17 protein-coding genes are annotated in these 23,637 nt (G+C 61.4%); 7 read left to right on the top strand and 10 right to left on the bottom strand.

What is annotated here, in order from left to right:
- Window positions 1-5 precede the first annotated feature (5 nt).
- Window positions 6-1,856 (top strand): M2 family metallopeptidase, encoded by a 1,851-nt coding sequence (locus OIS53_RS03075; protein ID WP_264680923.1) that lies wholly within the window; start codon window positions 6-8, stop codon window positions 1,854-1,856.
- Window positions 1,857-2,420: 564 nt separating this feature from the next.
- Here the strand turns inward: OIS53_RS03075 and OIS53_RS03070 are convergent.
- The 7 genes from OIS53_RS03070 to OIS53_RS03040 form a co-directional block, all read right to left on the bottom strand.
- A complete protein-coding gene (locus OIS53_RS03070; RefSeq protein WP_264680922.1) occupies window positions 2,421-3,140 on the bottom strand; it encodes a GAF domain-containing protein in 720 nt (239 codons plus the stop codon).
- A 24-nt stretch (window positions 3,141-3,164) separates the two neighbouring features.
- Complete coding sequence (locus tag OIS53_RS03065; protein ID WP_264680921.1) at window positions 3,165-3,884, bottom strand: pirin family protein; 720 nt, start codon at window positions 3,882-3,884, stop codon at window positions 3,165-3,167.
- A gap of 231 nt (window positions 3,885-4,115) precedes the next feature.
- Complete coding sequence (locus OIS53_RS03060; RefSeq protein ID WP_264680920.1) at window positions 4,116-4,928, bottom strand: XRE family transcriptional regulator; 813 nt, start codon at window positions 4,926-4,928, stop codon at window positions 4,116-4,118.
- Window positions 4,929-5,050: 122 nt separating this feature from the next.
- Window positions 5,051-5,908, bottom strand: a complete 858-nt coding sequence (locus tag OIS53_RS03055) for a hypothetical protein (protein WP_264680919.1) — start codon at window positions 5,906-5,908, stop codon at window positions 5,051-5,053.
- Window positions 5,909-5,962: 54 nt separating this feature from the next.
- Window positions 5,963-6,667, bottom strand: coding sequence for a DUF2306 domain-containing protein (locus tag OIS53_RS03050; RefSeq protein ID WP_264680918.1), 705 nt, complete (start codon window positions 6,665-6,667; stop codon window positions 5,963-5,965).
- A gap of 439 nt (window positions 6,668-7,106) precedes the next feature.
- Window positions 7,107-9,362 (bottom strand): DNA helicase RecQ, encoded by a 2,256-nt coding sequence (recQ, locus tag OIS53_RS03045; RefSeq protein WP_264680917.1) that lies wholly within the window; start codon window positions 9,360-9,362, stop codon window positions 7,107-7,109.
- A 250-nt stretch (window positions 9,363-9,612) separates the two neighbouring features.
- Complete coding sequence (locus OIS53_RS03040) at window positions 9,613-10,791, bottom strand: THUMP domain-containing class I SAM-dependent RNA methyltransferase (RefSeq protein WP_264680916.1); 1,179 nt, start codon at window positions 10,789-10,791, stop codon at window positions 9,613-9,615.
- A 167-nt stretch (window positions 10,792-10,958) separates the two neighbouring features.
- Here OIS53_RS03040 and OIS53_RS03035 point away from each other — a divergent pair, with 167 nt between their 5' ends.
- The 3 genes from OIS53_RS03035 to OIS53_RS03025 all read left to right on the top strand — a co-directional run bounded on the left by OIS53_RS03035 (window position 10,959) and on the right by OIS53_RS03025 (window position 14,283).
- The gene (locus OIS53_RS03035; protein WP_264680915.1) at window positions 10,959-11,492 is read left to right on the top strand and encodes a hypothetical protein; all 534 of its coding nucleotides are present in this window, start codon (window positions 10,959-10,961) and stop codon (window positions 11,490-11,492) included.
- A 126-nt stretch (window positions 11,493-11,618) separates the two neighbouring features.
- Window positions 11,619-13,031, top strand: a complete 1,413-nt coding sequence (locus OIS53_RS03030; protein WP_264680914.1) for a sugar MFS transporter — start codon at window positions 11,619-11,621, stop codon at window positions 13,029-13,031.
- Between the two features lie 91 nt (window positions 13,032-13,122).
- The gene (locus tag OIS53_RS03025; RefSeq protein ID WP_264680913.1) at window positions 13,123-14,283 is read left to right on the top strand and encodes an outer membrane protein assembly factor; all 1,161 of its coding nucleotides are present in this window, start codon (window positions 13,123-13,125) and stop codon (window positions 14,281-14,283) included.
- Between the two features lie 295 nt (window positions 14,284-14,578).
- On the opposite strand, the gene OIS53_RS03020 is transcribed toward OIS53_RS03025, so the two are convergent.
- Window positions 14,579-15,376: a DUF547 domain-containing protein gene (locus tag OIS53_RS03020; protein WP_264680912.1), complete on the bottom strand. Its 798-nt coding sequence runs from the start codon at window positions 15,374-15,376 to the stop codon at window positions 14,579-14,581.
- Window positions 15,377-15,742: 366 nt separating this feature from the next.
- Between OIS53_RS03020 and OIS53_RS03015 the strand changes: the two genes are divergently transcribed.
- Together OIS53_RS03015 and murB are read left to right on the top strand one after the other, a co-directional pair.
- Window positions 15,743-17,608: a hypothetical protein gene (locus OIS53_RS03015; RefSeq protein ID WP_264680911.1), complete on the top strand. Its 1,866-nt coding sequence runs from the start codon at window positions 15,743-15,745 to the stop codon at window positions 17,606-17,608.
- A gap of 137 nt (window positions 17,609-17,745) precedes the next feature.
- On the top strand, window positions 17,746-18,774 hold the full coding sequence (gene murB / locus OIS53_RS03010; RefSeq protein WP_264680910.1) for a UDP-N-acetylmuramate dehydrogenase: 1,029 nt from the start codon (window positions 17,746-17,748) through the stop codon (window positions 18,772-18,774).
- A gap of 352 nt (window positions 18,775-19,126) precedes the next feature.
- On the opposite strand, the gene rlmF is transcribed toward murB, so the two are convergent.
- Together rlmF and OIS53_RS03000 are read right to left on the bottom strand one after the other, a co-directional pair.
- Window positions 19,127-20,092 (bottom strand): 23S rRNA (adenine(1618)-N(6))-methyltransferase RlmF, encoded by a 966-nt coding sequence (gene rlmF / locus OIS53_RS03005; RefSeq protein ID WP_264680908.1) that lies wholly within the window; start codon window positions 20,090-20,092, stop codon window positions 19,127-19,129.
- A gap of 191 nt (window positions 20,093-20,283) precedes the next feature.
- On the bottom strand, window positions 20,284-22,701 hold the full coding sequence (locus OIS53_RS03000; RefSeq protein ID WP_264680907.1) for an endonuclease MutS2: 2,418 nt from the start codon (window positions 22,699-22,701) through the stop codon (window positions 20,284-20,286).
- A gap of 247 nt (window positions 22,702-22,948) precedes the next feature.
- On the opposite strand from OIS53_RS03000, the gene OIS53_RS02995 reads away from it, so the two are divergent.
- Entirely contained in the window at window positions 22,949-23,596 is a 648-nt protein-coding gene (locus OIS53_RS02995; RefSeq protein ID WP_264680906.1) for a sce7726 family protein, read from the top strand.
- The last annotated feature ends 41 nt before the right edge of the window (window positions 23,597-23,637 follow it).

The following is a 23,637-nucleotide window of genomic DNA, read 5'->3' as shown; positions in this document are numbered from 1 at the left end:
CTCTAATGCCCCGCGCTTTCCTCCCACTCCTCACTGCCGCTACCCTGGCTGCCTGCTCCCCCACGGCCACGCAAACAGCCACGGTCCCCGCTACCCCTGCAACGGCCGCGCCGCAGTCCGCGGCTGCGCCCAACTGGCGCGACCAGGCCGAGCAGTTCCTCACCCAATACTCCGCCGAGTACCAGCGCCTCTACACGCAATCCGCTGAAGCGGAGTGGCGCTCCAACACCCGTATTGTGGCTGGCGACACCAGCAACGCCGGCGCCACGGCTCGCGCCAATGAGCGGCTGGCGGCCTTCATGGGCTCCACGCAGAACATTCAGCGCCTGCGGGAGCTGCTGGAGCACAAGCAGGACCTCACGGAGCTGCAAGTCAAGCAGCTGCAAACGGCCCTCTACAACGCCGCCAACTCGCCCCAGACCATTGCCGACGTGGTGAAGCGCCGCATCAAGGCCGAAACCGCCCAAACCGAAAAGCTCTACGGTTTCGACTACAAGTACGCCGGCAAGTCGGTGACGACAAACGACCTCGACGAGCTGCTGCGTAAGGAGCGGAACCCGCTGAAGCGCCAGCAAATCTGGGAGGCCAGCAAGGCCATCGGCCCCACGCTCAAGGACGGCCTGCTCAACCTGCGCGAGCTGCGCAACCAGACCGTGCAGGCCCTCGGCTACCCCGACTACTTCACCTACCAGGCCTCCGACTACGGACTGAGCCGGGAGGAAATGATGCAGCTGGTGCGCAAAATCAACGAGGAGCTGCGGCCCCTGTACCGGGAGCTGCACACCTACGCCCGCTACGAGCTGGCCAAGAAGTACGGGGTGAAGCAGGTGCCCGACTACCTGCCCGCCTCCTGGCTGCCCAACCGTTGGGGCCAGGACTGGAGTGCCATGGTGGACGTGCAGGGCCTTAACATCGACCCCGTACTGGCTAAGAAGGGCGCCGAGTGGCAGGTGCAGCAAGCCGAGCGGTTCTACCAGAGCCTGGGTTTTCCGGCTTTGCCGCAGTCCTTTTACGAGAAGTCTAGCCTCTACCCCTTGCCCAAAGACGCCACCTACAAGAAAAACAACCACGCCTCGGCCTGGCACCTGGACCTGAACCAGGACGTGCGCAGCCTGATGAGCGTGGAGGGCAACACCGAGTGGTACGAAACCACCCACCACGAGCTGGGTCACATCTACTACTACCTCACCTACACCAACCCCCAGGTGCCGGTGCTCCTACGCCAGGGCGCCAACCGCGCCTACCACGAAGCCATGGGCTCGTTGATGGGCCTGGCCGCTACCCAGAAACCCTTCCTGGCCGGCCTGAGCCTGGTGGACGCCAATGCCAAAACCGACCAGACCCAAACCCTGCTCAAGGAGGCCCTGAACTACGCCGTATTCATTCCGTTTGCCTCGGGCGTGATGAGTGAGTGGGAAAACTCGTTCTACGCCGACAAGCTGCCCGCCGACCAGCTCAACGCCCGCTGGTGGCAGCTCTGCAAGCAATACCAGGGCATTGTGCCGCCCACCGCGCGCGGCGAAAACTACCTCGACCCGGCCACCAAAACCCACATTAACGACGACCCCGCCCAGTACTATGACTACGCCCTGTCGTACGTCATCCTGTTCCAGCTGCACGACCACATTGCCAAGAAGATTCTGAAGCAGGACCCGCACGCCACCAACTACTACGGCAGCAAGGAGGTGGGCCAGTTCCTGGCCGACATCATGCGCCCCGGCTCCAGCAAAGACTGGCGCACCGTGCTCAAGGAAAAAACCGGCGAAGACCTCTCCGCCCGCGCCATGGTCGAGTACTTCGAGCCGCTGATGGCTTACCTGAAGCAGCAGAACAAAGGCCGCAAGTACACGATGTAAATTTCATTTATGAGAGTTAGTATCACTAATTACTTAATAAAGCAGCCGGCCGTATTAATACTTCTTTCTTGCTGTTTTGGCTTTGCCACAGTTTTATCTGGCCACAGCAGAAATGAGTTGCCTGATCTTAAATCATTGCTGGCTTACAGTGTAACAGCAATAACAATCAGCGGTTTATACAGTTTGATAAGAGCCTTTTTTTATCCATCAAAGCATTATTTCAAGCGTGTGGTTTACCTATTTCCACAAATGTTGTTTTGCTATACAGTCGCCACTTTTGGTTATATCATCTTCTTATGTCTACTAGTTTGCATTCATAAATTGTTAGTACTTACAGCGTAGAAAATTTGGTTTCCAACCCCTGCTCTAAATAGCAACGCCGGCTTGACAGGCCTGCGTTGCTATTTAGAGTAGGGGTGAATTAAGCACAACGATACGCCGTGTGTGCTTCAGGTAGCAATTTGTTTTCAGGGGGCCTAAGTTCCCGACAAATACAAATCTGGAGGCCCGTTGCCCCAGAACAGCACTGCTACCCGAAGTCGGGAACAGCTTGCCGCTAGCGGCCTACTGTGCTTGTGGCACTACCTGCATCCGCCGCTCCAAGATGTTCTCCAGGCTTTTCAGGCGCCGGTTTACTAAGGCCAGCACATCATCGTCATCTAAGTCGACGCGGCTGTTGCGGGACTTGATATAGCGGGCCAGGGCGGCATTTTCGTCGAGGCTCTCGGCCAGCTCACGCTGGGCTGCTTCCCAACCATCGGGCCGCTGAGCCAGCAGGTAGTGTAGGCGCAGCTCGATGGTGCGGCTTACCAGCGCGGCCAGGCGGCTGAGCGTAACTTCCTCGGTGGAGGAGATACTGCGGGCCTCGCGCCCGATGACGGCCAGCATGCCAATGCGCGCCCCGTCGGGCATGCGCAGGGCCGAGCCAGCGTAGAAGTTGAGGCCGAAAGCCTGAGCCACATCGGTGCTGATCAGGCGGCAGCTTTCCGCCGAGTAGTCCCCGGTCACCACCGGCGTATCCAGCAGAATGGCGGCCGAGCACATGCTGTCAGGACGGTTCAGGCCGGGTACGCCCTCGGCCCCGGCCACCGCCTTGAAGTGCACGTAGCTTTCGTCAACCAGCGAAATCAGCGCAATGGGCGTGTTGAACAGCTGCGCCGCCCACGCCACGTAGTCGTCGAAAATGGGTTCGGCCGTCGTGTTGACAATCTGGTAGTGATGCAGTGTGCGCAGGCGCGCGGCATCGTGTTCGGGAATGAGGCTCTGCGGAAACTCGGTGGCCATGCCAGGGAAGAGAAAGACAGCACGCTAGAAGTTAGCCTCCGTGCCCGGCAGATCAATCAGGATGAACTGCGCGTCGCGGGAGGCTCGGATTTCCAGCACGTGCTCGTCGGTGGAGCGAACTTGGTCGTTGGGGCCCACATCAACGCCATTAATGTAAAGGGCGCCCTCCTTCACGTAGATAAAGGTATTGCGAATAGGAAAGGTTTTAAACGCAACGGTCTTATTCTCCCCCAAGTTGCACCAGTAAATCGTGCTGTTAGAGTTCATGTACACCACATCTTCCAGCACTTTCTGCCCCGATACCAACGGCACCAGCTCGTTCTTGGAATCCAGAAAATCCAAATCCTTCTGCTCGTAGCTGGGGGCCAGGCCTTTCTGGTTGGGCACAAACCACAGCTGGTAGATGTGGGCTGGCTTGTCGGTGTTGTTTTGCTCGCTGTGCGCCAGGCCTGTACCGGCCGTCATGCGCTGCACTTCGCCTTTCTTGATGGTAGCCCGGTTGCTCACGGTATCCTCGTGGGTGAGTTCCCCGTCGAGCACCAGGGTCACGATTTCCATTTCGGAGTGCGGGTGCTGCGGAAAGCCCGAGTTGCCCTGAATGGTGTCGTCGTTGAAGACGCGTAGCGGCCCAAACTGCACGTTTTTCGGGTCGTAGTAGTCGGCGAAGCTAAACAGGAAGTAGCTGCTCAGCCAGTGCACAGGCGCGGCGTGGTGGCGGTCGGTGGCCGGAATGATTTTTAGCATGGGGTCAGGAGTTGGGTTGATGGATGGGCTTACGCAGAGCAGGAACGAGAAGTTGAAATGCGGCCCAAGCTTCAGCTTCTTCCTAACTGTCTCTGCCGAAAAGCAGAAGTAAAGCGTCCGAAATCTGAAAGCCCCTAACATCTACTCTGACGTCAGGGGCTTTCAGATTTCGGACACTTCGCACTTTGAGTAGACCGGATTGCTTCGCTCTGCTCGCAATGACGTATTTGTTTACACCTTCTTCATGGTGCTGACCTGCTGCTGCAAGTCGAGTACGATGCTGGCCAGGCGGTTAAGCGAGAGGTCAGCAATGGGGAAGGTGCTGCTGATGTAGGCTTTGGCCTCCCAGATTTCCACCACGTCCTCCACGTCAATCTCGTAGGGCGAGTACACGGGGTTGTCGGAATGCAAGGCCAGCATGGCGGCGTCCTTGAGGCGGTTGAACACGCGTTTAAACACGATACCCTCCTTGCTGCTGACCACGATGCACGGCGTGCCATCCTTAATGCTCATCCAGTCGTCGACGTACCGGCCTACGATGACGGTGCCCGAAGCAATGGGCAACATAGAATCACCAGCAATTTCGAAGGCGCGGTAGGTGCCGGTGCTGCCCAGCATGGGCAGACGGAACTTGGGCAGCTCTTCGAGGTACTCGGGGTCGGCGTAGCCGTTGAGGTAGCCGGCCGCGGCTTTCTGCGGCACCAACTCGATGTTCTCGTTCTGCTCCTTGTCCACGGTCAGGGCCAGTACGCGCAGATTGCCGCCGGGGCGGGTGGGCGTGGGCTCGGTGGGCGGGGTGTTCTGCGTTTGCAGCTGCAACAGCGCGGCTTTGGCGTTTTTCTTCTTGCTGAAATCCGTCGTCACCAGCGCATCCAGGGAAATTCCAAACAGGCGGGCCATGTTGACGAGAGTAACGAGCTTGGGCTCGGCGCGACCTTCCTCGTAGGCGCCTACCAAAGAGCGCTTGATACCTAGTTTTTCGGCTATTTGGGCCTGGGTCAGGCCTAGTTCGCGCCGCCAGAATTTCAGGTTCGTGTTGATCATACTGCTGGGAGCCGGGGGAAATGGCTTCAACGGCAAAGAATTACCGGCTCGCGAAGGTACAAACGCAAGTACGCGAATACTAATTCAATTAGCTGAAATTTTTGCTAAAATTTTGTGGTGACTTACAGGCTGTCGGTTGCTGCCGCCTGCGCCGTGACGGTGCCCGGCTCGGCCCACCACTCCTCGTTCTCCCAATAGGTGTCCCAACCGAGCTTGGCGTATTTGGGGTTAACTCCTTCACCACGCTCTCCGATCGAAAAATCCTCCAGCACTGTATCACCAACTCTTAAAAAGTCGTCGGCAAATACTACAGACTTTGTTTTTTTGGTAGATGCACTCACCCATTCTCCTTTAAAGATATAGCCGGCTCCCAGTGCGCCGTGTTTTCCTCCCAAAGAATACTCACGTTGTGGCAATCCGTTATCATCTATATGAAGATCCAGCATTACAGTGCCTCTAAAGCGGCCAGCAGCAGCAGCAGCTTGCTCTATAAAAGCGAAGTCCCCTAAGACAACGTAAGAATTTAAGACTGTTGATAAACCACTGGCCTCGTCTTCTGGCTGCTGGTCAAGCAATTGAGTAAGATATATAGTACCCGAAAACGGGGTTATGATTTTCTTGAATCTATTCTTGCCTTCCACATGGAATAATGCTGGATTACTTTCATCGCGCTTTACCGAAGTAAATACAAATTCGATTCGGTAGTTGTCTTTGCCAAAAAAGCCATTTTGTACTGGATTTTCATCCTCAATCACCGTACGCCACAGTGGCGATAAATCATTTGCTTTAAGAAACGCCCGCATTTCTAGCGTCAACTGCGGCTTAGGCGCTTCTACCGGCTTTGCAGCAGGGGCAGCTTGCGCCACTGTAGCTGCTGCTATTGGAACAGGAGCCGCAACAGCAGTTTTCGTGGCGGGTTGTTGTTGGCAGCTAGTGAGGCCGAGCAGGGCGGCGGGAGCTAAAAGTAGCAGGTTTTTCATATGAAAAAGTAGATATAGCGCCGGAAGTTGCTAAAAATTACCGCAATTTCTCTGCTAGCCAGCTACCGCCTTCGCCGTGGGAGTCCCAGCTCGTTGCTGCCCAAACGCCCGCAGGTACCAGCGACCCAGCCCCATTTGCACCAGCACCTCGGCCAGCAGCAGGTTGCCGGTCCACGACAGCCACGTGACGGTGAGGTAGGTTTCGATGGGTTTAGTATGGAAGAAATAATACAACCCGTAGCTTTCCAAGCGCAGGCTCATGGCGGCCAGGGTCACGGCGTAGGCGCGCAGCATCCACTCGGCGTGGGGTAGCCAGCGGCGCTGCCGGGCCGCGCGGTAGGCCTGCCAGGTGAGCAGCCACCACACCACGCATTGCAGCGAAAAACCGACTTTAACTGGCAGCCCGCCGTTGGCATACAGGGCCAGCACCAACCCCGACGGCGCAGCCAGGGCCAGAATTGACGCCACGTACACCTTGCCCAGCAGCCGGTGCAGCGCCGGCCGCCAGCGGTACAGGGCCGGCACTAGCTGCAATAGTCCGGCCACCATCACCCACCAGCTGCTAGTAATGTGCACGTAAAATCCCAGCCGAAACAGCCCGTTATCGTTAGTAGCAGCCGATTTGGTAGTCAGAAACAGAATACCCTTCTCAAACCTCAAATATGGCAGCACCTTCGTGAGCATGAGCAGGCTAAAGGCGGCCACAGCCAGCAGCGTCAGGAATTGTGCGGTGCGGGTTAGGAGTGGGTACGTGGGCATGGCGAAAGTTAACCCCTGGCGGCAGACTTCCCGCCAGAGGCGGGGCGTCTGCCCGCCGGTGAATGGGGCAAGTCTCCCGAATTGCGGCCACCAGAGGCGGCCATCGGGCGTAAGAGCCGCCTGCCTGAATGTAGCGTTGTTGCATAGGTGTCGTTCTAGTCCTCAGAGTTGAAGCCCTGAGCTAATCAGCGGAAAAAGTGTCTCGCTACGTAACCCAGGGCTTCAGCCCTGGGACGTGCGGGGTAGTCCAGCATTGTGCTGCCGTGTCGCGAAGTGAAACTTCGCGTTACACATTCTAGCCGCGCTACCGGCTCATACGGCGCGGTGCCGCCTGGCTGCTGCGCGGCCGCAAGTCGGGAGACTTGCCCCATTCATCGGCGGGCAGACGCCCCACCTCTGGCGGGAAGTCTGCCGCCAGCTAACTCACCACCTCACCATCTTACTCCCCGCGCAGCTTCTTGAAGTACATCAGGGCCAGGCGGAGCTTGAAGTAGTCGTATTTCTCGCGCAGGTGGTCGAACAGGTCGCGGAGCATGGGGCTGCCGCCGAGCTGGGCCTGGGCGGTCTGGATTTCGGCCAGCTCCTCGGGCTTCAAAAACTCCTCAATGCGCAGGTCCAGGCCCTTGGCGTAGCAGTTGGTCAGGTGGGTTTGCACGGTGGATACGGCCAGGGCGCGGCGTTCGGCAATGGCCTCCACACTCAGGCCCAGGCGGTGCAGCTGGTAGGTGGTGTCGATGGTGCCGCCGGCTTCGGTGTTCACCTCCCGTTTGCGCGGGGCGCGGGGTGCGCCGGGGTCATCGGGGTCGAGACCGGCCAGCGGGGCGGCATCCTCGTCTTCGTCCAGGGCGGCGGGGTTGCCGCCGTGGGCCAGCACTTCGCGAATGAAGGCCTCGCCGTAGGTCTCAAATTTCTTCATGCCCACGCCCGAAATGGCCAGCATGGCCGTGCGGTTGACGGGCCGCTCCACGGCCATTTCCTGGAGCGTAGAGTCGGTGAAGATGACGTAGGGCGGCACGCCTTGCTCGTCGGCGATGCGCTTGCGCAGGGTGCGCAGGGCCTCGAACAGCTGGGCCTCGCGGGTGGCGGGAGCCGCAGCCGGGGCCGACTGCGCTTTGCGGCCGCGCGGGGCTTTTTCGGCCTTCTCGGCGGGCTGGAACTTCTTCATGGACACGGGACGCTGGCCTTGCAGCACCTGGCGGCCGAGGTCGGTGATTTTTAGGGCGTAGCCTTCCTCGTAAGCAATGTACAGCAGGCCATCGTTGAGCATCTGGTGGATGTAGCTGTACCAGTCGAGGTAGGGCAGGTCGCGGCCGGCGCCGTAGGTTTTGATTTGGTCTAGCCCAGCGCTGAGCACGGCCTGGTTGCGCATGCCGCGCAGCACGTCAATCAGCAGGTTGATGCTGAGCTTCTCGCGGCCCCGCACCACGGCCGACAGGGCTTTCTGGGCCAGCTCGGTGCCGTCGAAGGTGGTGGGCGGATTGCGGCAGATGTCGCAGTTGCCGCAGTCCTGGGTTAGGGTTTCGCCGAAGTAGTTGAGCAGGATTTTGCGGCGGCAGGAGGCAGCCTCGGCAAACTGCTGCATGCGCTCCAGCTTGGTGAGGTTGAGCTGGGTGAGGCTGGGGTTTTCCTTGGTGAGCATGTCGCGCAGGCTCATCACATCCCCGAAGGAATAGAACAGCACCGCGGTGGCCGGGCTGCCGTCGCGGCCCGCGCGGCCGATTTCCTGGTAGTAGCCTTCGATGTTCTTGGGCAGGTTGTAGTGAATCACCCAGCGCACGTTGCTCTTGTCGATGCCCATGCCGAAGGCAATAGTGGCCACGATTACCTGCACGTCATCCTTCAGAAACGCCTCCTGCACGGCCCCGCGTTGGTTAGGCGTAAGGCCGGCGTGGTAGTAGCCCGCCTTGATGCCCTTAGCTTGGATTTTCTGAGTCAGCGTTTCGCACTGCTTGCGCGAGAGGCAGTAAATGATGCCCGCCTCGCCCTGGTGGCGCTCCAGAAACTCCAGAATGCCGTTGATGCGGTCCTGCCCTGGCCGCACGATGAGGTTAAGGTTAGGCCGGTCGAAGCTCGATAGAAACACCCGCGGCTCGCGCAGGCGCAGCTGCTGCTGAATGTCGCGCTGGGTGAGGCGGTCGGCGGTGGCGGTGAGGGCAATGATGGGCACCTGCGGAAACTGCTCCCGCAGCACCCGCAGCTGGGTGTACTCGGGCCGGAAATCGTGGCCCCACGACGAGATGCAGTGGGCCTCGTCGATGGCGAACATGCTCAGCTTGACCCGCTTGAGAAAGGTCATAAACCCTTCCGACAAGAGCTTTTCGGGCGAGACGTAGAGCAGTTTGAGGTAACCATTGAGGCAATCGGCGGCGATGTTGTTTTGCTCACTCGACCCAATGCTACTGTTGATGTAGGCGGCCTGGATGCCGTTGGCTTTCAGGGCTTCCACCTGATCTTTCATCAGGGCAATCAGCGGCGAGACGACCACGCACACGCCCTCGCGCACCACGGCCGGCACCTGGAAGCAGATGCTTTTGCCCCCGCCCGTGGGCATGAGCACCACCGTATCCTGGCCGCCGAGGATGTTCTGGATGATGTCTTCCTGCATGGGCCGGAAGGTATCGTAGCCGTAGTACTGCTTCAGGACGCGGCGGGCAGAATCGAGGGTAGGCGCGAGGGGTTCGGCGGCAAATAACATGGGGTAAAGATAGGGCGAATCGGGGCGGGGTGAAATAACCACGGCGAACGGAAAATCGTGCCGGGGACCTCACCCCCTAGCCCCCTCTCCAAAAGAGAGGGGGAACTAGCTTTTAGAACTAGAGGCTAGCTCCCCTGCTCAGCTGAGGATGTTGGGGATGATTAATGTGGAAAGAACGTCAGCTAAAAACTACAACTAGAGCCCCTCTCCTTTTCGGAGAGGGGTTGGGGTGAGGCAACTACAACTAGAACTAGTCCCCCCTCTCTTTTGGAGAGGGGGCTAGGGGGTGAGGTTTCCGCGTGCCCTGATACAGCTCAAACTTCAGCAGGCGGCAGTCGATAGGGCCGTTGTAGAGGGGGATGCGGCGGGAGGCTTTCAGGCCGATGCGCTTGGCGGCTTCCAGGTTGCCGGTGAAGATGTAGGCGTCGTAGCCCTGGAAGCCGGCTTTGAGCGTGTCGCCGATGGTTTTGTAGAGAGCTTCCATCTCGGCTTCCTCCCCGATTCTTTCGCCGTAGGGCGGGTTCATGACGACCAGGCCGGGTGCTTCTTTAGCGGGGGCTTTGGCTTCGCGCACGTCGCGCACACCCAGGCGGATGAAGTCTTCGAGGTCGGCGGCGGCCACGTTTTGGCGGGCCAGCTCGATGTATTCGCGGGACAGGTCGGAGCCGGCGAGGTAGGCCTGGGGCTCCTCCAGGCGGGCCTGCCGGGCGTCGAGCTGCACCGATTCCCAGAGGGCCGCGTCGAAGTCGGGCCAGTTCTCGAAGCCGAACTTGCCCTGGTGGTAGAGGCCCGGCGCAATGCGTTGGGCAATGAGGGCGGCTTCGGTGAGGAAGGTGCCCGAGCCGCACATTGGGTCGATGAGGGTCTTGCGGCCGTCCCAGCCGGTAAGCAGCAGGATACCGGCGGCCAGGGCCTCATTCAGGGGCGCCACGTTGGTTTGCTGGCGGTAGCCGCGCTTGTGTAGCGACTCGCCCGAGGCGTCGAGGCTCAGGGTCACCTCGTTTTCGAGCATGTGCAGGTGCAGGCGGATGTCGGGGTTCTTCACGTCTACGCTGGGGCGGCGGCCGAGGCGCTGGCGGAACTGGTCCACGATGGCGTCTTTGGTGAGCTGGGCCACGAATAAGGAGTGCTCAAACGACGACTTGTTGACGACGGCCGTAATGGCGAAGGTTTGGTCGGGCTGGATAAACCGCTGCCAGTCCACGCGGCTTACCTCGCGGTACAGGGCCCGTTCGTCGCGGGCGTAGAAGCCGGCGAAGGGCCGCAGCACGCGCATAGCCGTGCGGCACCACAGGCAGGCTTCGTAGAGCAGCTGCATGTCGCCGGTGAATTCCACGGCCCGCTGGCCTACCCGGTCAATCTTCGCCCCCAGCTGGCGCAGCTCCTGGGCCAGCACCTCTTCCAGCCCAAACTGGGTGGTGGCAGTCATGTAGAATGGGGCAGAGCGGCGGTTGGCGGACATGGCGGCAAGAATTTGTGGGGCCGCAAAGGTCGGGAAAGAAGCGCGTGGAACGGCATATATCCGGAGAGCTAATGCCCAGTTATCTTTGCTACAGACTTCCCTTGCTTCTTTTCAGTATCTCACTTTAGTTATCGATGCAAGAATTCCTACGCAAACTGCGTCTGATTACCGATGTTTCTATTCCGTTGAAAACGGACAAAACTCAGTTTGTCCAGCTTCTTCAGCAGCACGTTGACGCTGGAAAAACTGATTTCTTCTCCAGCCTGTTCTCCAGTGCTTTCGAGGTATTTTCCTCAAGTCCTAATCAGTACGTGGGCGAGATTTGGCAGGACAGCTTTAAAATACGGCGCAAAGCCCACCTGTTCGAACCTTCACTCACCTTTGCCAGGGTTAAAGGCCAAGTTGCTTCAACCGCAGAAGGCACGTTGGTAGAGGCTGAAATCGATGGCTCTTCGGGTGTGCTTTCTTTCGTAGCATTTCTGGCGGTGTTCTATCTGATCTTCATAGTAACCACGCTTTTTTCTGGCCAGCTTCCTGTTGTTGCCTTGGTGTTCTTTCTATTCCATGGAGCACTTATGATAGGTATTCCTTATCTGGTAACACGGCGTGGCGTCCAGCGCATGGCTTATAACCTGGAGCGAGACCTGTACTTTATAGTCAAAGAATAATCGGCTGCTTTTGATAGTCCACCGTTGGTTGCCGGAAGAATAGGCGTCGGTTTTCCTAAAAAAACTCCGTAGCATTGCTTAGCTGGCCATAGAGCCGGCTTGCTTTTTATTCTCTTGCAGACATCTATGGCCGCACCCCTCGCCTCTTCCTCTCCCACCACTACCACCGCTGCCGCCAGCCGCTCCTACGCGCTGCCCATGGCGGCTATGACTTCCCTGTTCTTCCTGTTTGGGGCCGTCACCAACTTCAACGACGTGCTCATGCCCTACCTCAAGGACGTGTGCCAGCTCACCGATTTGCAGTCGTCGTTGGTGCAGTCGGCGTTTTTTGGGGCGTATTTTCTGATGTCGTTGCCGGCGGGGCTTGTTCTGAAGAAGCTGGGCTACCAGCGCGGCATCGTGCTGGGGCTGCTGGTGATGGGGGCCGGGGCGCTGCTGTTTATTCCGGCGGCCAACTCGCGCACGTTTGGGGTGTTTCTGCTGGGCCTGGGGGTGCTCGGGGCCGGCATTACGTTGCTGCAAGTAGCGGCTAACCCCTACGTTTCCATTCTGGGGCCGGCCAGCGGGGCAGCCAGCCGGGTGAGCATCGTGGGCGTGGCCAACAACTTCGGGGGCACCCTCTCGCCGCTGCTGGGCGGTATGCTGCTGTTTGGCGGGTCGGCGGCGCTGAAGGCGCGGCTGGCGGCCCTGCCGCTGGAGCAGCGCCTGGCCGAGGAAGCCACGCTGGTGAAGGGCCCCTACATTGGGCTGGCCGTATTTTTGGCCGTGCTGGCCGGCGTGTTTGCCTTACTGAAGCTGCCGGAGCTGGAAACCTTTGCCGAAGGCGGCGCAACCAAACAAACGGAAACCGACAGCGCCGCTCCGGCCCTGCGCCGCTCGGCCCTGGACTACCCGCACCTGGTGCTGGGCATAGCGGCCATTTTCGTGTACGTGGGCGTGGAGGTAGGACTGGGCTCGTTCCTGATTCGCTTTGGTGAGTCTCAGGGCATCGGGCAGCTGAGTGGCTTCACCCAAGGGCTGGTGCGGGGGCTGAACGTGGCCGTCAATTTTGTAGCTGTGCTGTTTGGGCAGCCCCCCGCGCCGGTCGAAACCACGGCCGGCTTCACCAAGGCCGTGGGCGCCGTGCTGGTGTCGTCGTACTGGTTTGGCTCGTTGGTGGGCCGCCTGGCCGGTATTCCGCTGCTTTCCCGCCTCGATGCGCGCAAAGCCCTGGTGGCGGTGTGCCTCACGGCCCTGCTGGCGGTGCTGGCCTCGGTGCTGGTGCGCGGCGAGGCGGCCCTGTGGCTGGTGGTGCTCTGCGGCCTGTGCAACTCTATTATGTGGCCCGTTATCTTCCCGCTGGCCATTACGGGCCTGGGTACCCACACCAAGCAGGGCTCGTCTTTCCTGATTATGGCCATTGTAGGCGGGGCCGTTATTCCCCTGCTCATGGGTTTTGTGGCTACGTATCTGGGCGGGCTGCGGGTGGCGTTTCTGCTGCCGGCCCTGTGCTACGCCTACCTGCTCTACTACGCCCTGCGCGGCTACCGGGTGCGGTAAACCAGTGCTATACCAGAACGCTGCCCTGGGCCGTTCAGCTGCTCACCTATCCTGCTTTTTTTGGCTGATTACCCCTATCCTTTTCCCACCTATGCGCATTAGCTACCTGGCTCTGCTGCCCCTACTGCTGGCCGGACCCGTCGCAGCCCAGCAGCTCCCCGCTGCTCCCGCCGGCGACTCAGCGGCCACCACGGCGGCCGCGGCCTCACCCCGGCGCGACAAGCCCAGCTTTATTCCGCTGCCCATCGTGTTTTCGCAGCCCGAAACGGGGCTGGGCTACGGCCTGGCTTTGCTGCCAGTGTGGCGTTGGGCCGCGGCGGGCCCCGAAACACGCAAGTCCAACGCCCGCCTGCTGGCCTGGCGCACTCAGAAAAGCCAGAGCCTGGTCCAGCTCACGCACAATGTGTTTACGCCCGGCGAAAAGCTGCTGCTAACCGGTGAGGCCAGCTACTTTCACCGGTTTCCCATCAACTACTACGGCACTGGTCCCCACACCCGCCTAGTCAATAAGTCAGTTATCCAGTATCAGTTGCTTATCCTGCAGCAGCGGGTGCTGCGGCGGGTGGCGCCCAACTGGTTTGCGGGCGGCCTCTACCGCCTCACTCACCTGCGCGACGTGCGCCTGCGCGAAGGCATTAACCAGGACCCGACGCGCAGCCGCTTGTTTGATCGGCCGGCCCGTGAGTACCAGCAGAATACGCTTACCTCAGGCCTGGGCCCGGCCCTGCTCTACGACGGCCGCGACAACGTGCTGAGCACTTTCCAGGGCAGCTACCTGGATGTAAGCACGCTGTTTAATGCCCGGGCACTGGGCTCGGAGCTGCCTTTCACCCGGTTCACCTTCGATGCTCGCCACTTCCGCCAGCTGGCCCTTACTGGCCGGCCGGTGCTGGCGTTGCAGCTGGTGGGGCAGTTTCACGCGGGCCGGGTGCCGTTTCGGGAGCTGGCCAACCTGGGCGGCGACCGGGTGCTGCGCGGCTACTACGAGGGCCGCTACCGCGACCGGCAGCTGCTGGCCCTGCAAGCCGAGCTGCGCTGCCCGTTGTTCTGGCGCTTCGGCGCGGTGCTGTTCGGGGGCCTGGGCCAGGTGGGCTACCGCCCCCTGGAGCTGGTTCAAAACAGCCCCAAGGGTGCCGCGGGTGCCGGCCTACGCTTCGCCTTCAACCGCGCCGACCGCCTCAACCTCCGCCTCGACTACGGCCGCGGCAAAACGTCCTCCGGTGTGTATTTCAGTATTAACGAGGCGTTTTAGAGGTGAATGAGTGGATGAGTGGATGAGTGGATGAGTGGATGAGTGAATGAGTGAATGAGTGAATGAGTGAATGAAGAACGACAGCCCCGCAGGGGCGACATGTCGGTAGTACAGCCGAGTAAGAAGAACCATCAAGCCCCAGCGGGGCGACACCTATCATCCGCAGACGATGGGTGTCGCCCCGCTGGGGCTTTGAATACATTTACCCGTTGGGTTTCTACCGACATGCCGCCCCTCCGGGGTTACGCATTCGCTCATCCACTCATTTACTCATCCACTCATTTACTCACCCCTCTCACCTGCCCTGCTCATTCAAATTCCAGTTGTACTCCAGGTAGCCGAGCTTGGCGGTGGGGCTGATTTTCTGGCGGGCGTAGCGGTTGACGGTTTGCGGGATGGTGTTATTGCCTTTTTTAAAGTCGCCGGGGTAGAAGTCGAAAATGGCGGAAAGTTGCGGGGCCTGGGGAGGCGTCAGCTTATTTTTGGTGGGGTCGTTGAGGAAGTCCACGGCCTGGTCGTCGAGCTGCTGCTGGAGGCGGCTGCCCACGTAGGCTTCGCGCCGCAGCCGCGGGCACGACAGCGCCGCGCACACCAGGGCAAAGTGAATGCGGTAGTCGTTGAAGTTGCGGCGAATAAGGCGCTGCTCCAGGTCGTTGAGGCAGTATTTTTCCCGGCCCAGCCGGATGAAGCGCTGGTCCCAGACCGTGTTGATCAGCGTGCGGGAGCCGCCTAGGTCGCGGATGCTCTTGACGGGGTAGCCGCGCAGCACCCGCTGGAGCGTGAAGGCGTTGTAGGCATTCAGCCAGTAGGCCAGCTGCTCGTCGCGGCTCCAGCGGGCATTAGGCGGGTTGTCGCTGACCGTGCGCAGGTAGGCGGTGAGGGCGGCGCTGTCGGCGCGCAAGCCGCGGTAGTTCACAAGGCCGCGCTCGTCCACGTACTTTTTCAGCAGGGCATCGTAGGGCGCGTGGCTGATAGGCTTGCTGGTGGGCGAGGTGGGATTGATGGTGGTGGCGTAGCGCAGGTACTGGCTGCGGCCGACTAGCGGAGCAAGGGCCAGCCCAGCCAGCACGGCCAGGTGAAAGAGTAGCTTCATAACGAAAGAACGTGAAATACGGTGAATGTGTACGGGGTGACGGCCGCCGCTCCGGCCCAGAAAACGCTGTTCTCTTCCCAAAGCGCGTCTTACCGGCTCTCCCGCCTTGCCCGGCAGCACTTACGGGCTGCCAGGTTTTCTGCTGAGCACAACTTCATCGTCACCTTACAGCCGGATGCCTTCTTCCCTTGTGGGTCGATAGAAAGCCGGCCGGCTGCTGCCTTCGTGGGCTGCAAGGCCCAGCACGCCGGCGCCAGACCACGGCCAGAACGGTATACAAACCGTTTACTCGGGCCCGCTGATACGCTGGAGCCGTGGTAGCCCGGCTACTTTGCGGCGTCTTTCGTCCTAGTTACTGGTTCCGGTATGGCCCTGCTCGCGTTTCTCAAGTATCTGTTCAACGACATTCCACTCGACTACCAGGGCCCGGAGGATGGCTGGCACGTGGTGCCCAATTACACCCGGCTCACCTACTCCACCGTGGCCGGCGACTTTCGGCTCTATCCGTTGGGGGCGCTGGGCTTTGTGGCTTCGTGGAAGGATTTCCTGAGCTGCCGCGACCTGGCCGGCCGCCCGTTGTGGCGCTTCGACCAGACGGGCCGCTGCGTGGCCCTGGCGCCGTCGGGCCAGCAGCTGCTAAGCTTCGACCAGGAAACCCGGAGCTTGGTGCGCTTAGACGCCCGCACGGGCGAGGTGCTGGAGCTGTTCTTGCTGCCCAGCACCCCGGCTGGCGACACTTTCTTCCCCAGCCAGCTCCTGTGGCTGCCCGACCACCGCCTGCTGGCGCTCAGCCACGACGGCCTGGGCGTGCTGGCCCCCGACCGGAGCCGCTGGCTGCAGTACCACCAAGACTTCCCGCCCCGGCCCGAGTACGGCTCCTACCTGATCGGCATGAGCTGGCAGCCGGAGCACCCGGATGAGGTAGTGCTGGCCGATAACAGCGGAAGCCGGATGTTGCGCGTCCACCTCGAAACCGGCCAGGTGCTTCAGCAGGTCGAGTTCAGCTACCCCAACCTCTACCCCGGCCCCTTGGGCACCCAAACCCTGGTGTACACCCACCACGAGTACCTTCAGCTCAACCCGGCCACGCTGGCGGTGGAGCAGCGCTACCCGTTTGCCGGGCTGGAAGGCATCCGCACCGAGGCCGAGCAGCTGCACCAAAACAGCTGCACGCTGTGGGAGAAGCGCGCCCTGCTCAGCCCCGGCGGCAAGTACCTGCTGGCCGCCGACCACTCGGGTTTGCTGTGGCTGTTCGATGCCAAGTCGGGCTACAAGCTGCGGATTTTCCGGCGCGAGCTGGTGGATTATGCTTACGATATGTGCTGGCTCGACGACCGGTTTTTTCTGGTGCTCTTGAACCGGGGCCGCGTCGCCAAAATCGACATCACCAAGCTGGAAGGCGTGTTCAACGTGCAGGACTTCACCCCCGACGACGACGCCCGCCACCTGCCCAATACCAGCCACCTCCCCGACGTAGCCCACGCCGCCTCCGACGAGGCGCAGGTGCGGGCCGCCCTCGACACGCTGGCTCATTCGCCCGACATAGCCGCCTACTCGGCCGCCTGGGAAACCATTCACTTTGCCCACGTAGATTTTCCGTGGAAGCAGGTGCTGACGCCGGCTCACGTGGCCGGAGCCCTGCGCCAGTACACCTGGTATTTGCCCACGGCCGGCTTTGCGGGCCTGGAGTGCTTTGCCGAGCTGCGCCACCAGCTGTCGGCCATTCAGTACTTCGTGCCCGCTGCTCCGCTTGCGCCCGTGCTTCAGCTCCACGACGACTTATTTGAGCGCCACACCCACCGCACTCTGCGGGAAGAGTTTGTTACTGAGCACGTAGAAGCCCAGCTCCTGACGGCCTACCACACCCTGCGCGACTGGCTGGAAATCAATGAGCCCACCGACGTGGAAGGACGCTTCTTCCTGGATACGCCGCCTTATCAGGCCTTTTTGGCGGCCCTGGAAGCTGCCGAAACCTTCCTGGGGCACGTGCAGGGCGGCTACAGCTACGAAGTATTCAACCTGCTGGAACGCGCCATTCCCGAGCATCTGCCCCAGTACGAAGCCTTCTTAACGGCCCAGCAGCCCGGCGCCCAAATCCGCATACTCGACTTCATCGAGTACAACGACGACCCCGCCGCCATCGACCTGCTGCGCCGCCTGCGCCAAACGTCTCCCCACGCCGACGTCCGCGCCTTTGCCTCGGAAGCCCTCAGCAAGTCCGGCCGCGGATGAGCCCCACCCTAACCCCCGCCGCTTGATGCGCGGAATCCTCCAGGGGAGGGGTTGGGTTGGGGCGCCGGCAGCCAGGTAGCCAGCGCACCGCCTGGCAACTGCCTACCTTTGCCGGAAATCATACTCCTTGCTTCGCTATGGCTCCGGCTCCCGCTCTTGAACCCAACGTTTCCCTGCGCTCCTATAATACCTTCGGCCTCGACGTGAAGGCGCGGTGGTTTGCCCGCTTTGCCTCGGTGAAAGAACTGCGGGAGCTGCTGAACCGCCCCGAGGTGCAGGCCGCCGACAAGCTGGTGCTCGGTGGCGGCTCCAACCTGCTCTTCACCCAGGATTATGAGGGCGTGGTGCTGAAAAACGAGATTCGCGGGCTGGAAATCCTCAGCCAAAACGAGGACACGGCCCTGGTGCGGGCCGGGGCCGGGGAAAGCTGGCACGGCCTGGTGCAGTACTCCCTCGACCAGGACCTGAGCGGCATCGAAAACCTGTCGTTGATTCCGGGCACCGTGGGCGCGGCTCCTTTGCAGAACATCGGGGCTTACGGGGCCGAGCTGAAAGACACCTTCGAGCAGCTGGAGGCCCTGGAAATCAGCACCGGGCAGCTGCGCACATTTTCGGCCACGGAGTGCGGCTTCGGCTACCGCGAAAGTGTGTTTAAGGGGCCGCTGAAAAACCAGTTTATCGTGACCAGCGTGGTTTTGCGCCTGCACCGCCAGGCCCGGCCCAACGTCAGCTACGGCGCCATCCAAACCACCCTGGAAGACCTGGGCGTGGCCGGGGAGCCCACGCCGCGCCACATCAGCGAGGCCGTCATGCACATCCGCCGCAGCAAGCTCCCCGACCCGGCTCAGGTGGGCAACGCCGGCTCCTTTTTCAAAAACCCCGAGGTATCACAGCCCAAGTACGACACGCTCAAAGCCCAGTACCCCGACCTACCCGGCTACCCCGTGCCCGGCGGCGTAAAGGTGCCCGCCGCCTGGCTGATCGAGCAGTGCGGCTGGAAAGGCCAGCGCCGCGGCCAGCACGGCGTCCACGACAAGCAGGCCCTGGTGCTGGTCAACCACGGCGGCGCCCAGGGCCAGGACATCCGCGACCTGGCCCACGACATCATTGCCTCAGTGCGCGAAAAATTCGGCATCGAGCTGCACCCCGAAGTGAATATTTTGTAGGGCCTCTGTTTGCCTCACCCCCCGGCCCCGCAACTGCTTGATGCGCAGTATCCCGCGGAGAGGGGGAGCCGGACGATTGATGTTCTACGCCGCCCCGTCGGCTCCCGCCTCCGGAACGGCTACCAAGCTGTAGTAGCACAGTGGCCGCGTAGCGGCCGAAGGGTTGTAGTAGAGGGTTGTAGTAGATAGAAATTAGGAGGATAAACCCAGCGTCGCGTAGCAGTGCACGTGCTTTTATTCTTTTCGGTTGACTACATACCTTCAGCCGCTACGCGGCAGTGATGCCAAACTTATCGGCAACTATACCGGTAGCCGTTCCGGAGGCGCCAGCCGGAGGGGCGGCGTAGAACAGCTACGTCTGGCTCCCCCTCTCCACGGGAGAGGGGGCCGGGGGGTGAGGCCCCCACCGCCGCGCGGCCCAGGCTTGCCGCTGCTCGGCGTTCTGAAACGTCCAGGCTACCAGACGGCTGGCTTTCTGGCCTTGAGTCATATCAATAGTTCTGACCTCCACAGCGCCAGCTTGCTGGAGAAAATAGTGCGCGCTGGGCAGGGTTTCTTTGCGGGAGATGAGCGAGGAAAACCACAGCACCCGCCCGGCCAGCGGCACGCTTTCGGCCACCATGCGCCGCATGAAGCCCTCTTCCCCACCCTGGCACCACAATTCCTGGGGCTGCCCGCCGAAGTTGAGCACCGGCGCCGCTTTCGCGTACCCCAGGTTGCGGGTCTTGCGGCGGTTGCCCGCTTCGGCTTCCGCTGCCGACGCGTGAAAAGGCGGGTTGCAGATGGTCAGGTCAAACTCTTCACGAGGCTTTACGATGCCTTCAAACACGGCCGCCGCATCGGGTTGCTGGCGTAGGTCGATGTGGCCGACCAGCACGGGGTTGGCCGCTACCAGGTGGCGGGCGGCCCGCACAGCCACCGGGTCCACCTCGGAGCCCACGAAGCGCCAGCCGAAGGTGCGCGTGCCCACGATGGGGTACACGCAGTTGGCGCCCACACCCACATCAAGCACGTGCACCGCCTTGCCGCGCGGAATTTCGCCGTTGTTATCGGCGGCCAGCAGGTCGGCGGCGTGGTGGAGGTAGTCGGCCCGGCCGGGTATGGGCGGGCAGAGGTAGCCGGCCGGAATATCCCAAGTGGCGACACCGTAGTGATGCTTGAGCAACGCCCGGTTCAGGGCCTTGACGGCGGCCGGGTCGGCAAAGTCGATACTGTCGTCGCCGGTGGGCGTGAGCCGGATGAAGGTAGCCAGCTCCGGCAGCGCCTGGGTCAGCTGCGGAAAATTGTAGCGCGCGTTATGCGGGTTGCGGGGATGCACAGTAGCGGTGTTTTCAGCTTTGTTAAAGCTGGATATGTACTTATCGAGCAAGCGGCACAGTGCCACATGGCCGCTGGCGCGGCCGCAAGTCGGGAGACTTGCCCCATCCCCCGGCGGGCAGACGCGCCAGCACAGCTGGCTAAGTCTGCCGCCAGGTGCTTCCTCGCTCCACTCGGAATGACACCGCTTCTTTATTTCAGCACGGCCACGGTGGCGCCGTCGCCGCCCCGGTCGGCGTGCTCGTCGGCGACGCTGGCCACCTCGCGGGTGCGGTGCAGGTAGTCGCGCACCACCTGGCGCAGCACGCCGTTGCCGCGGCCGTGCAGAATTTTGATTTCCGGCACGCCCAGCATCACGGCGTCGTCCACGTAGGCCATGACTTTGGTCAGGGCGTCCTCGGCCCGCTCCCCGCGCAGGTCCAGGGTGGTGTTGAAGCCCGACATGCGGCCGGTGAGGTCGAGGCCGGCGTGCTGGGCCGGGGCCTTGCGGGCCGCCTGCTTTTCCCGCTCCCGAATCTCGGAGCGGGTCAGCTTTTCCAGCTGATTAACCTTGACCAGGGTTTTCAGGCCCCCAAACAGCACCTCGGCCGTCTTGCCTTTCACGCTCACCACTTCGCCGTGGCCCTCCTGGCCCAGCAGAGCCACTTTGTCGCCGGGCTTCAGCGAGCTGGGGTCGGCCAGCTCGCGGGTGGCTTTGGGCTTGGGCGGCTCTACTTGCAGCTTTTCGCGCACAAAGGTGTCGAGCTTGCCGCGGACCTCCTTGGTGCGCTCCTTCTCGGCCTGGGCCAGGCGGATTTCCTGAATCGTGGACTCAATCTGCTGGTTGGCGTCCTTGAGCAGGAGCTTGGCCTTGGACTTGGCCTCGCGCAGCACATCAAGGGTGGTTTCGTCGAGGTGGCGCTTGAGGTCCTGGTACTCCTGAGCGGCTTTTTTCATGCGCCGCTCCTGCTTGGCGGCTTCGGCGGTGCGCTGCTCCAGCTCGGTTTTCTCCTTTTCCAGGGTTTCCAGCAGCCGGTCGTAGCGGATTTTGTCTTTGCCCACGAGCTGGGTGGCCCGCTCCACAATTTGCTTGGGCAGGCCGATTTTGCGGGCAATTTCAATGGCGAACGAAGAGCCGGGCTTACCGATTTCGAGGCGGTACAGGGGTTGCAACTGCTCCGGGTCGTAGCGCATGGCGCCGTTCACAATGCCCTCGGTCCGCTCGGCGTAGTTCTTGAGGTTGGTGTAGTGGGTGGTGATGACCCCGAAGGCGCGGGCGCGGTTGAGCTGCTCCAGCACGGCTTCGGCAATAGCCCCGCCCAGGCTGGGCTCGGTGCCGGTGCCAAACTCGTCAATCAGCACCAGGCTGCGCTTGCCGGCCAGGGTCACGAACTGCTTCATGGCCAGTAGGTGGGAGGAATACGTGCTCAGGTCGTTTTCCAGGCTCTGCTCGTCGCCGATGTCCAGGAAAATATCATCAAACACGCCCGCCTCCGACCCATCCCCGGCCGGGATGAGCAGGCCGCACTGCAACATGTACTGCACCAGCCCCACCGTCTTCATGCTCACCGACTTACCCCCAGCATTCGGCCCCGAAATCAATAGAATACGCTGCTCCGAGGTCAGCTCGATGTCCAAGGGCACCACCTCCCGCGGGTTTTCTTTGTAGTGCTCCTGAAAAGACAGGAACAGTAGCGGGTGGCGCACCTGCTTCCAGCGCAGCAACGGCCGTGGGTGAAGGGTAGGCAGCGTGGCTTCGAGGCGGTGGGCCAGCAGAGCCTTGGCCCGGATAAAGTCGAGTAGGCCCAGGTACTGGTAGGCCCGGCGCAGGTCCGGAATGTGGGGGCGCAGCTGGTCGGTAAGCTGGGTCAGAATGCGGATCAGCTCCCGCTGGTAGGCGTTTTCGAGGTCTTTGATGTCGTTGTTCAGCTCGAACACCGCCTCCGGCTCAATAAACACCGTCTGGCCCGTGGCCGACTCATCATGAATCAGGCCCTTGACGCGGCGCTTGTGCTCGGCCACCACCGGCAGCACCAGGCGCCCCCCGCGGATGGTGGGCTCGGCGCCCTCAGGCACCCAGCCTTCCTGGCGGGCGTGGCGCAGAATGCCGGCCAGCTGCTTGCGCAGCTGGCCCTGGCGGGCAATCAGCTCCTGGCGCAGCTGGCCCAGCAGCGGCGAGGCATTGTCGCGCACCTGCCCTTCGTCGTCCACCACCTTATCCAAAGCGGCCAGCAGGTTGCGGTCTACCTGCACGCCAATGCCGAGCAGGCGCAGCGTGGGGTACAGCCCTTCCTCGGCCCGGCTGAAAAAGGTCAGGGCTTCGCGGATGGTGCGCAAGCTCATCTTCACGGCGTGGAAGGCGGCCACGTCGAGGTAGGAGCCGGGCAGGTTGGCGCGCACCAGGTGCGGGTGCACGTCGTGGTAGTGCTGGCTGGGAAAGTCGGCGCCCGAATTGAGTAGCTGGCGAAACTCGTCGGTTTGGAGCAGGAGCTTCTGCACCTGGTCGGCCTTGGGCTGAAACGTCATCTTGGCCACAAACTGGCGGCCCAAGGCGCTCAGGCAGAGCTGCTCCAGCATCTCGCGCAGCTGCGCGAAGCCTATTTTCTGCTCGAAGTTCTGGGGAAGAATCAAACTAGGTAGTTGGTAGGTAGTACGGGGCACTAGAAAGGGAATGCGAAGGTAAACAGCATTGGGGCGGGGAAAGATTCAGCTGAGCTAATTAATCAGGCCGCAGCACAGGCTTCAGGCCTGGCTCCCTTCACAAAACGGTTCGTGTAGCCCGATTCGGATTATAGCCAAGCCACGAATATACTTATTGGGCTTATGAGCGGCGGGCTACAGCCCGCGCTACGTCCGTTCTTACCTTTGCTGGTAGCTTATGAACGACCCGGAAATCCGTGCCTTGCTGTATCCGCTGCTCTCTGGCGGGGTGTACGTGGACGAGCTGCCCACCGGCACCACCCGCGCCGACGTGGTGCACATCACCGAGCAGTTCATGCACGGCTACGAGGTGAAGGGCGACGGCGACACGCTGCTGCGAGTGGCGGCCCAGCTGCCCTGCTACACCGAAGCGTACGATTTCGTCACGTTTGTGGTCACGGAGAAGCACGTAGAGCGCCTGCTGCTTTTGCTGCCCGAATGGGTGGGCGTGCTGGTGGCTTCACAGGAGGGCCTCCGGCTGCACCGGCCGGCGCTGTACAATGCCACCGTGGAGCGGGCCGCCGTGGCGGGCCTGCTTTTGCTCGAAGAAATCAAGCAGTTTCTGATGGCCAGCGGCCTGCGCGGCGTCAGCACCCTGCGCCGCCGCGAGGTGCTGCACTTGCTGCGCCACACCCAGCTAGTGCCCCTTTCTCGGCTAGCTCAGTTTGTGCGCGAGCGGCTCACGGCCCGCCTGCCCGAGCGCCTGCAAGCCCGCGCCGAGCATAAAGCCGAGCGGCAGCGCCTGGCCGGGCTGCGCCGGAAGCGCCGGGCCAAGCAAAAAACCAAAAAGCGCAGGACAGCGGGACGCACAGCAGCGCAACGTTAACAGCTGATAATCACTTAGCTGAAGACCAATTCTTTGCTTTT

Origin of the sequence: Hymenobacter sp. YIM 151500-1, assembly GCF_025979885.1 — a bacterium.
In the GTDB taxonomy this organism is placed as follows: domain Bacteria; phylum Bacteroidota; class Bacteroidia; order Cytophagales; family Hymenobacteraceae; genus Hymenobacter.
This window is presented reverse-complemented; position numbering and strand designations above follow the sequence as displayed.

Excerpts from the sequence above, each read along its gene's own strand:
- OIS53_RS03070 (WP_264680922.1), bottom strand. The coding sequence starts at position 3,140 with ATGGCCACCGAGTTTCCGCAGAGCCTCATTCCCGAACACGATGCCGCG.
- OIS53_RS03065 (WP_264680921.1), bottom strand. The coding sequence starts at position 3,884 with ATGCTAAAAATCATTCCGGCCACCGACCGCCACCACGCCGCGCCTGTG.
- OIS53_RS03060 (WP_264680920.1), bottom strand. The coding sequence starts at position 4,928 with ATGATCAACACGAACCTGAAATTCTGGCGGCGCGAACTAGGCCTGACC.
- OIS53_RS03075 (WP_264680923.1), top strand. The coding sequence starts at position 6 with ATGCCCCGCGCTTTCCTCCCACTCCTCACTGCCGCTACCCTGGCTGCC.
- recQ (WP_264680917.1), bottom strand. The coding sequence starts at position 9,362 with ATGTTATTTGCCGCCGAACCCCTCGCGCCTACCCTCGATTCTGCCCGC.
- OIS53_RS03025 (WP_264680913.1), top strand. The coding sequence starts at position 13,123 with ATGCGCATTAGCTACCTGGCTCTGCTGCCCCTACTGCTGGCCGGACCC.
- OIS53_RS03040 (WP_264680916.1), bottom strand. The coding sequence starts at position 10,791 with ATGACTGCCACCACCCAGTTTGGGCTGGAAGAGGTGCTGGCCCAGGAG.
- OIS53_RS03055 (WP_264680919.1), bottom strand. The coding sequence starts at position 5,908 with ATGAAAAACCTGCTACTTTTAGCTCCCGCCGCCCTGCTCGGCCTCACT.
- OIS53_RS02995 (WP_264680906.1), top strand. The coding sequence starts at position 22,949 with ATGAACGACCCGGAAATCCGTGCCTTGCTGTATCCGCTGCTCTCTGGC.
- OIS53_RS03020 (WP_264680912.1), bottom strand. The coding sequence starts at position 15,376 with ATGAAGCTACTCTTTCACCTGGCCGTGCTGGCTGGGCTGGCCCTTGCT.
- OIS53_RS03030 (WP_264680914.1), top strand. The coding sequence starts at position 11,619 with ATGGCCGCACCCCTCGCCTCTTCCTCTCCCACCACTACCACCGCTGCC.
- OIS53_RS03015 (WP_264680911.1), top strand. The coding sequence starts at position 15,743 with ATGGCCCTGCTCGCGTTTCTCAAGTATCTGTTCAACGACATTCCACTC.
- OIS53_RS03035 (WP_264680915.1), top strand. The coding sequence starts at position 10,959 with ATGCAAGAATTCCTACGCAAACTGCGTCTGATTACCGATGTTTCTATT.
- murB (WP_264680910.1), top strand. The coding sequence starts at position 17,746 with ATGGCTCCGGCTCCCGCTCTTGAACCCAACGTTTCCCTGCGCTCCTAT.
- OIS53_RS03050 (WP_264680918.1), bottom strand. The coding sequence starts at position 6,667 with ATGCCCACGTACCCACTCCTAACCCGCACCGCACAATTCCTGACGCTG.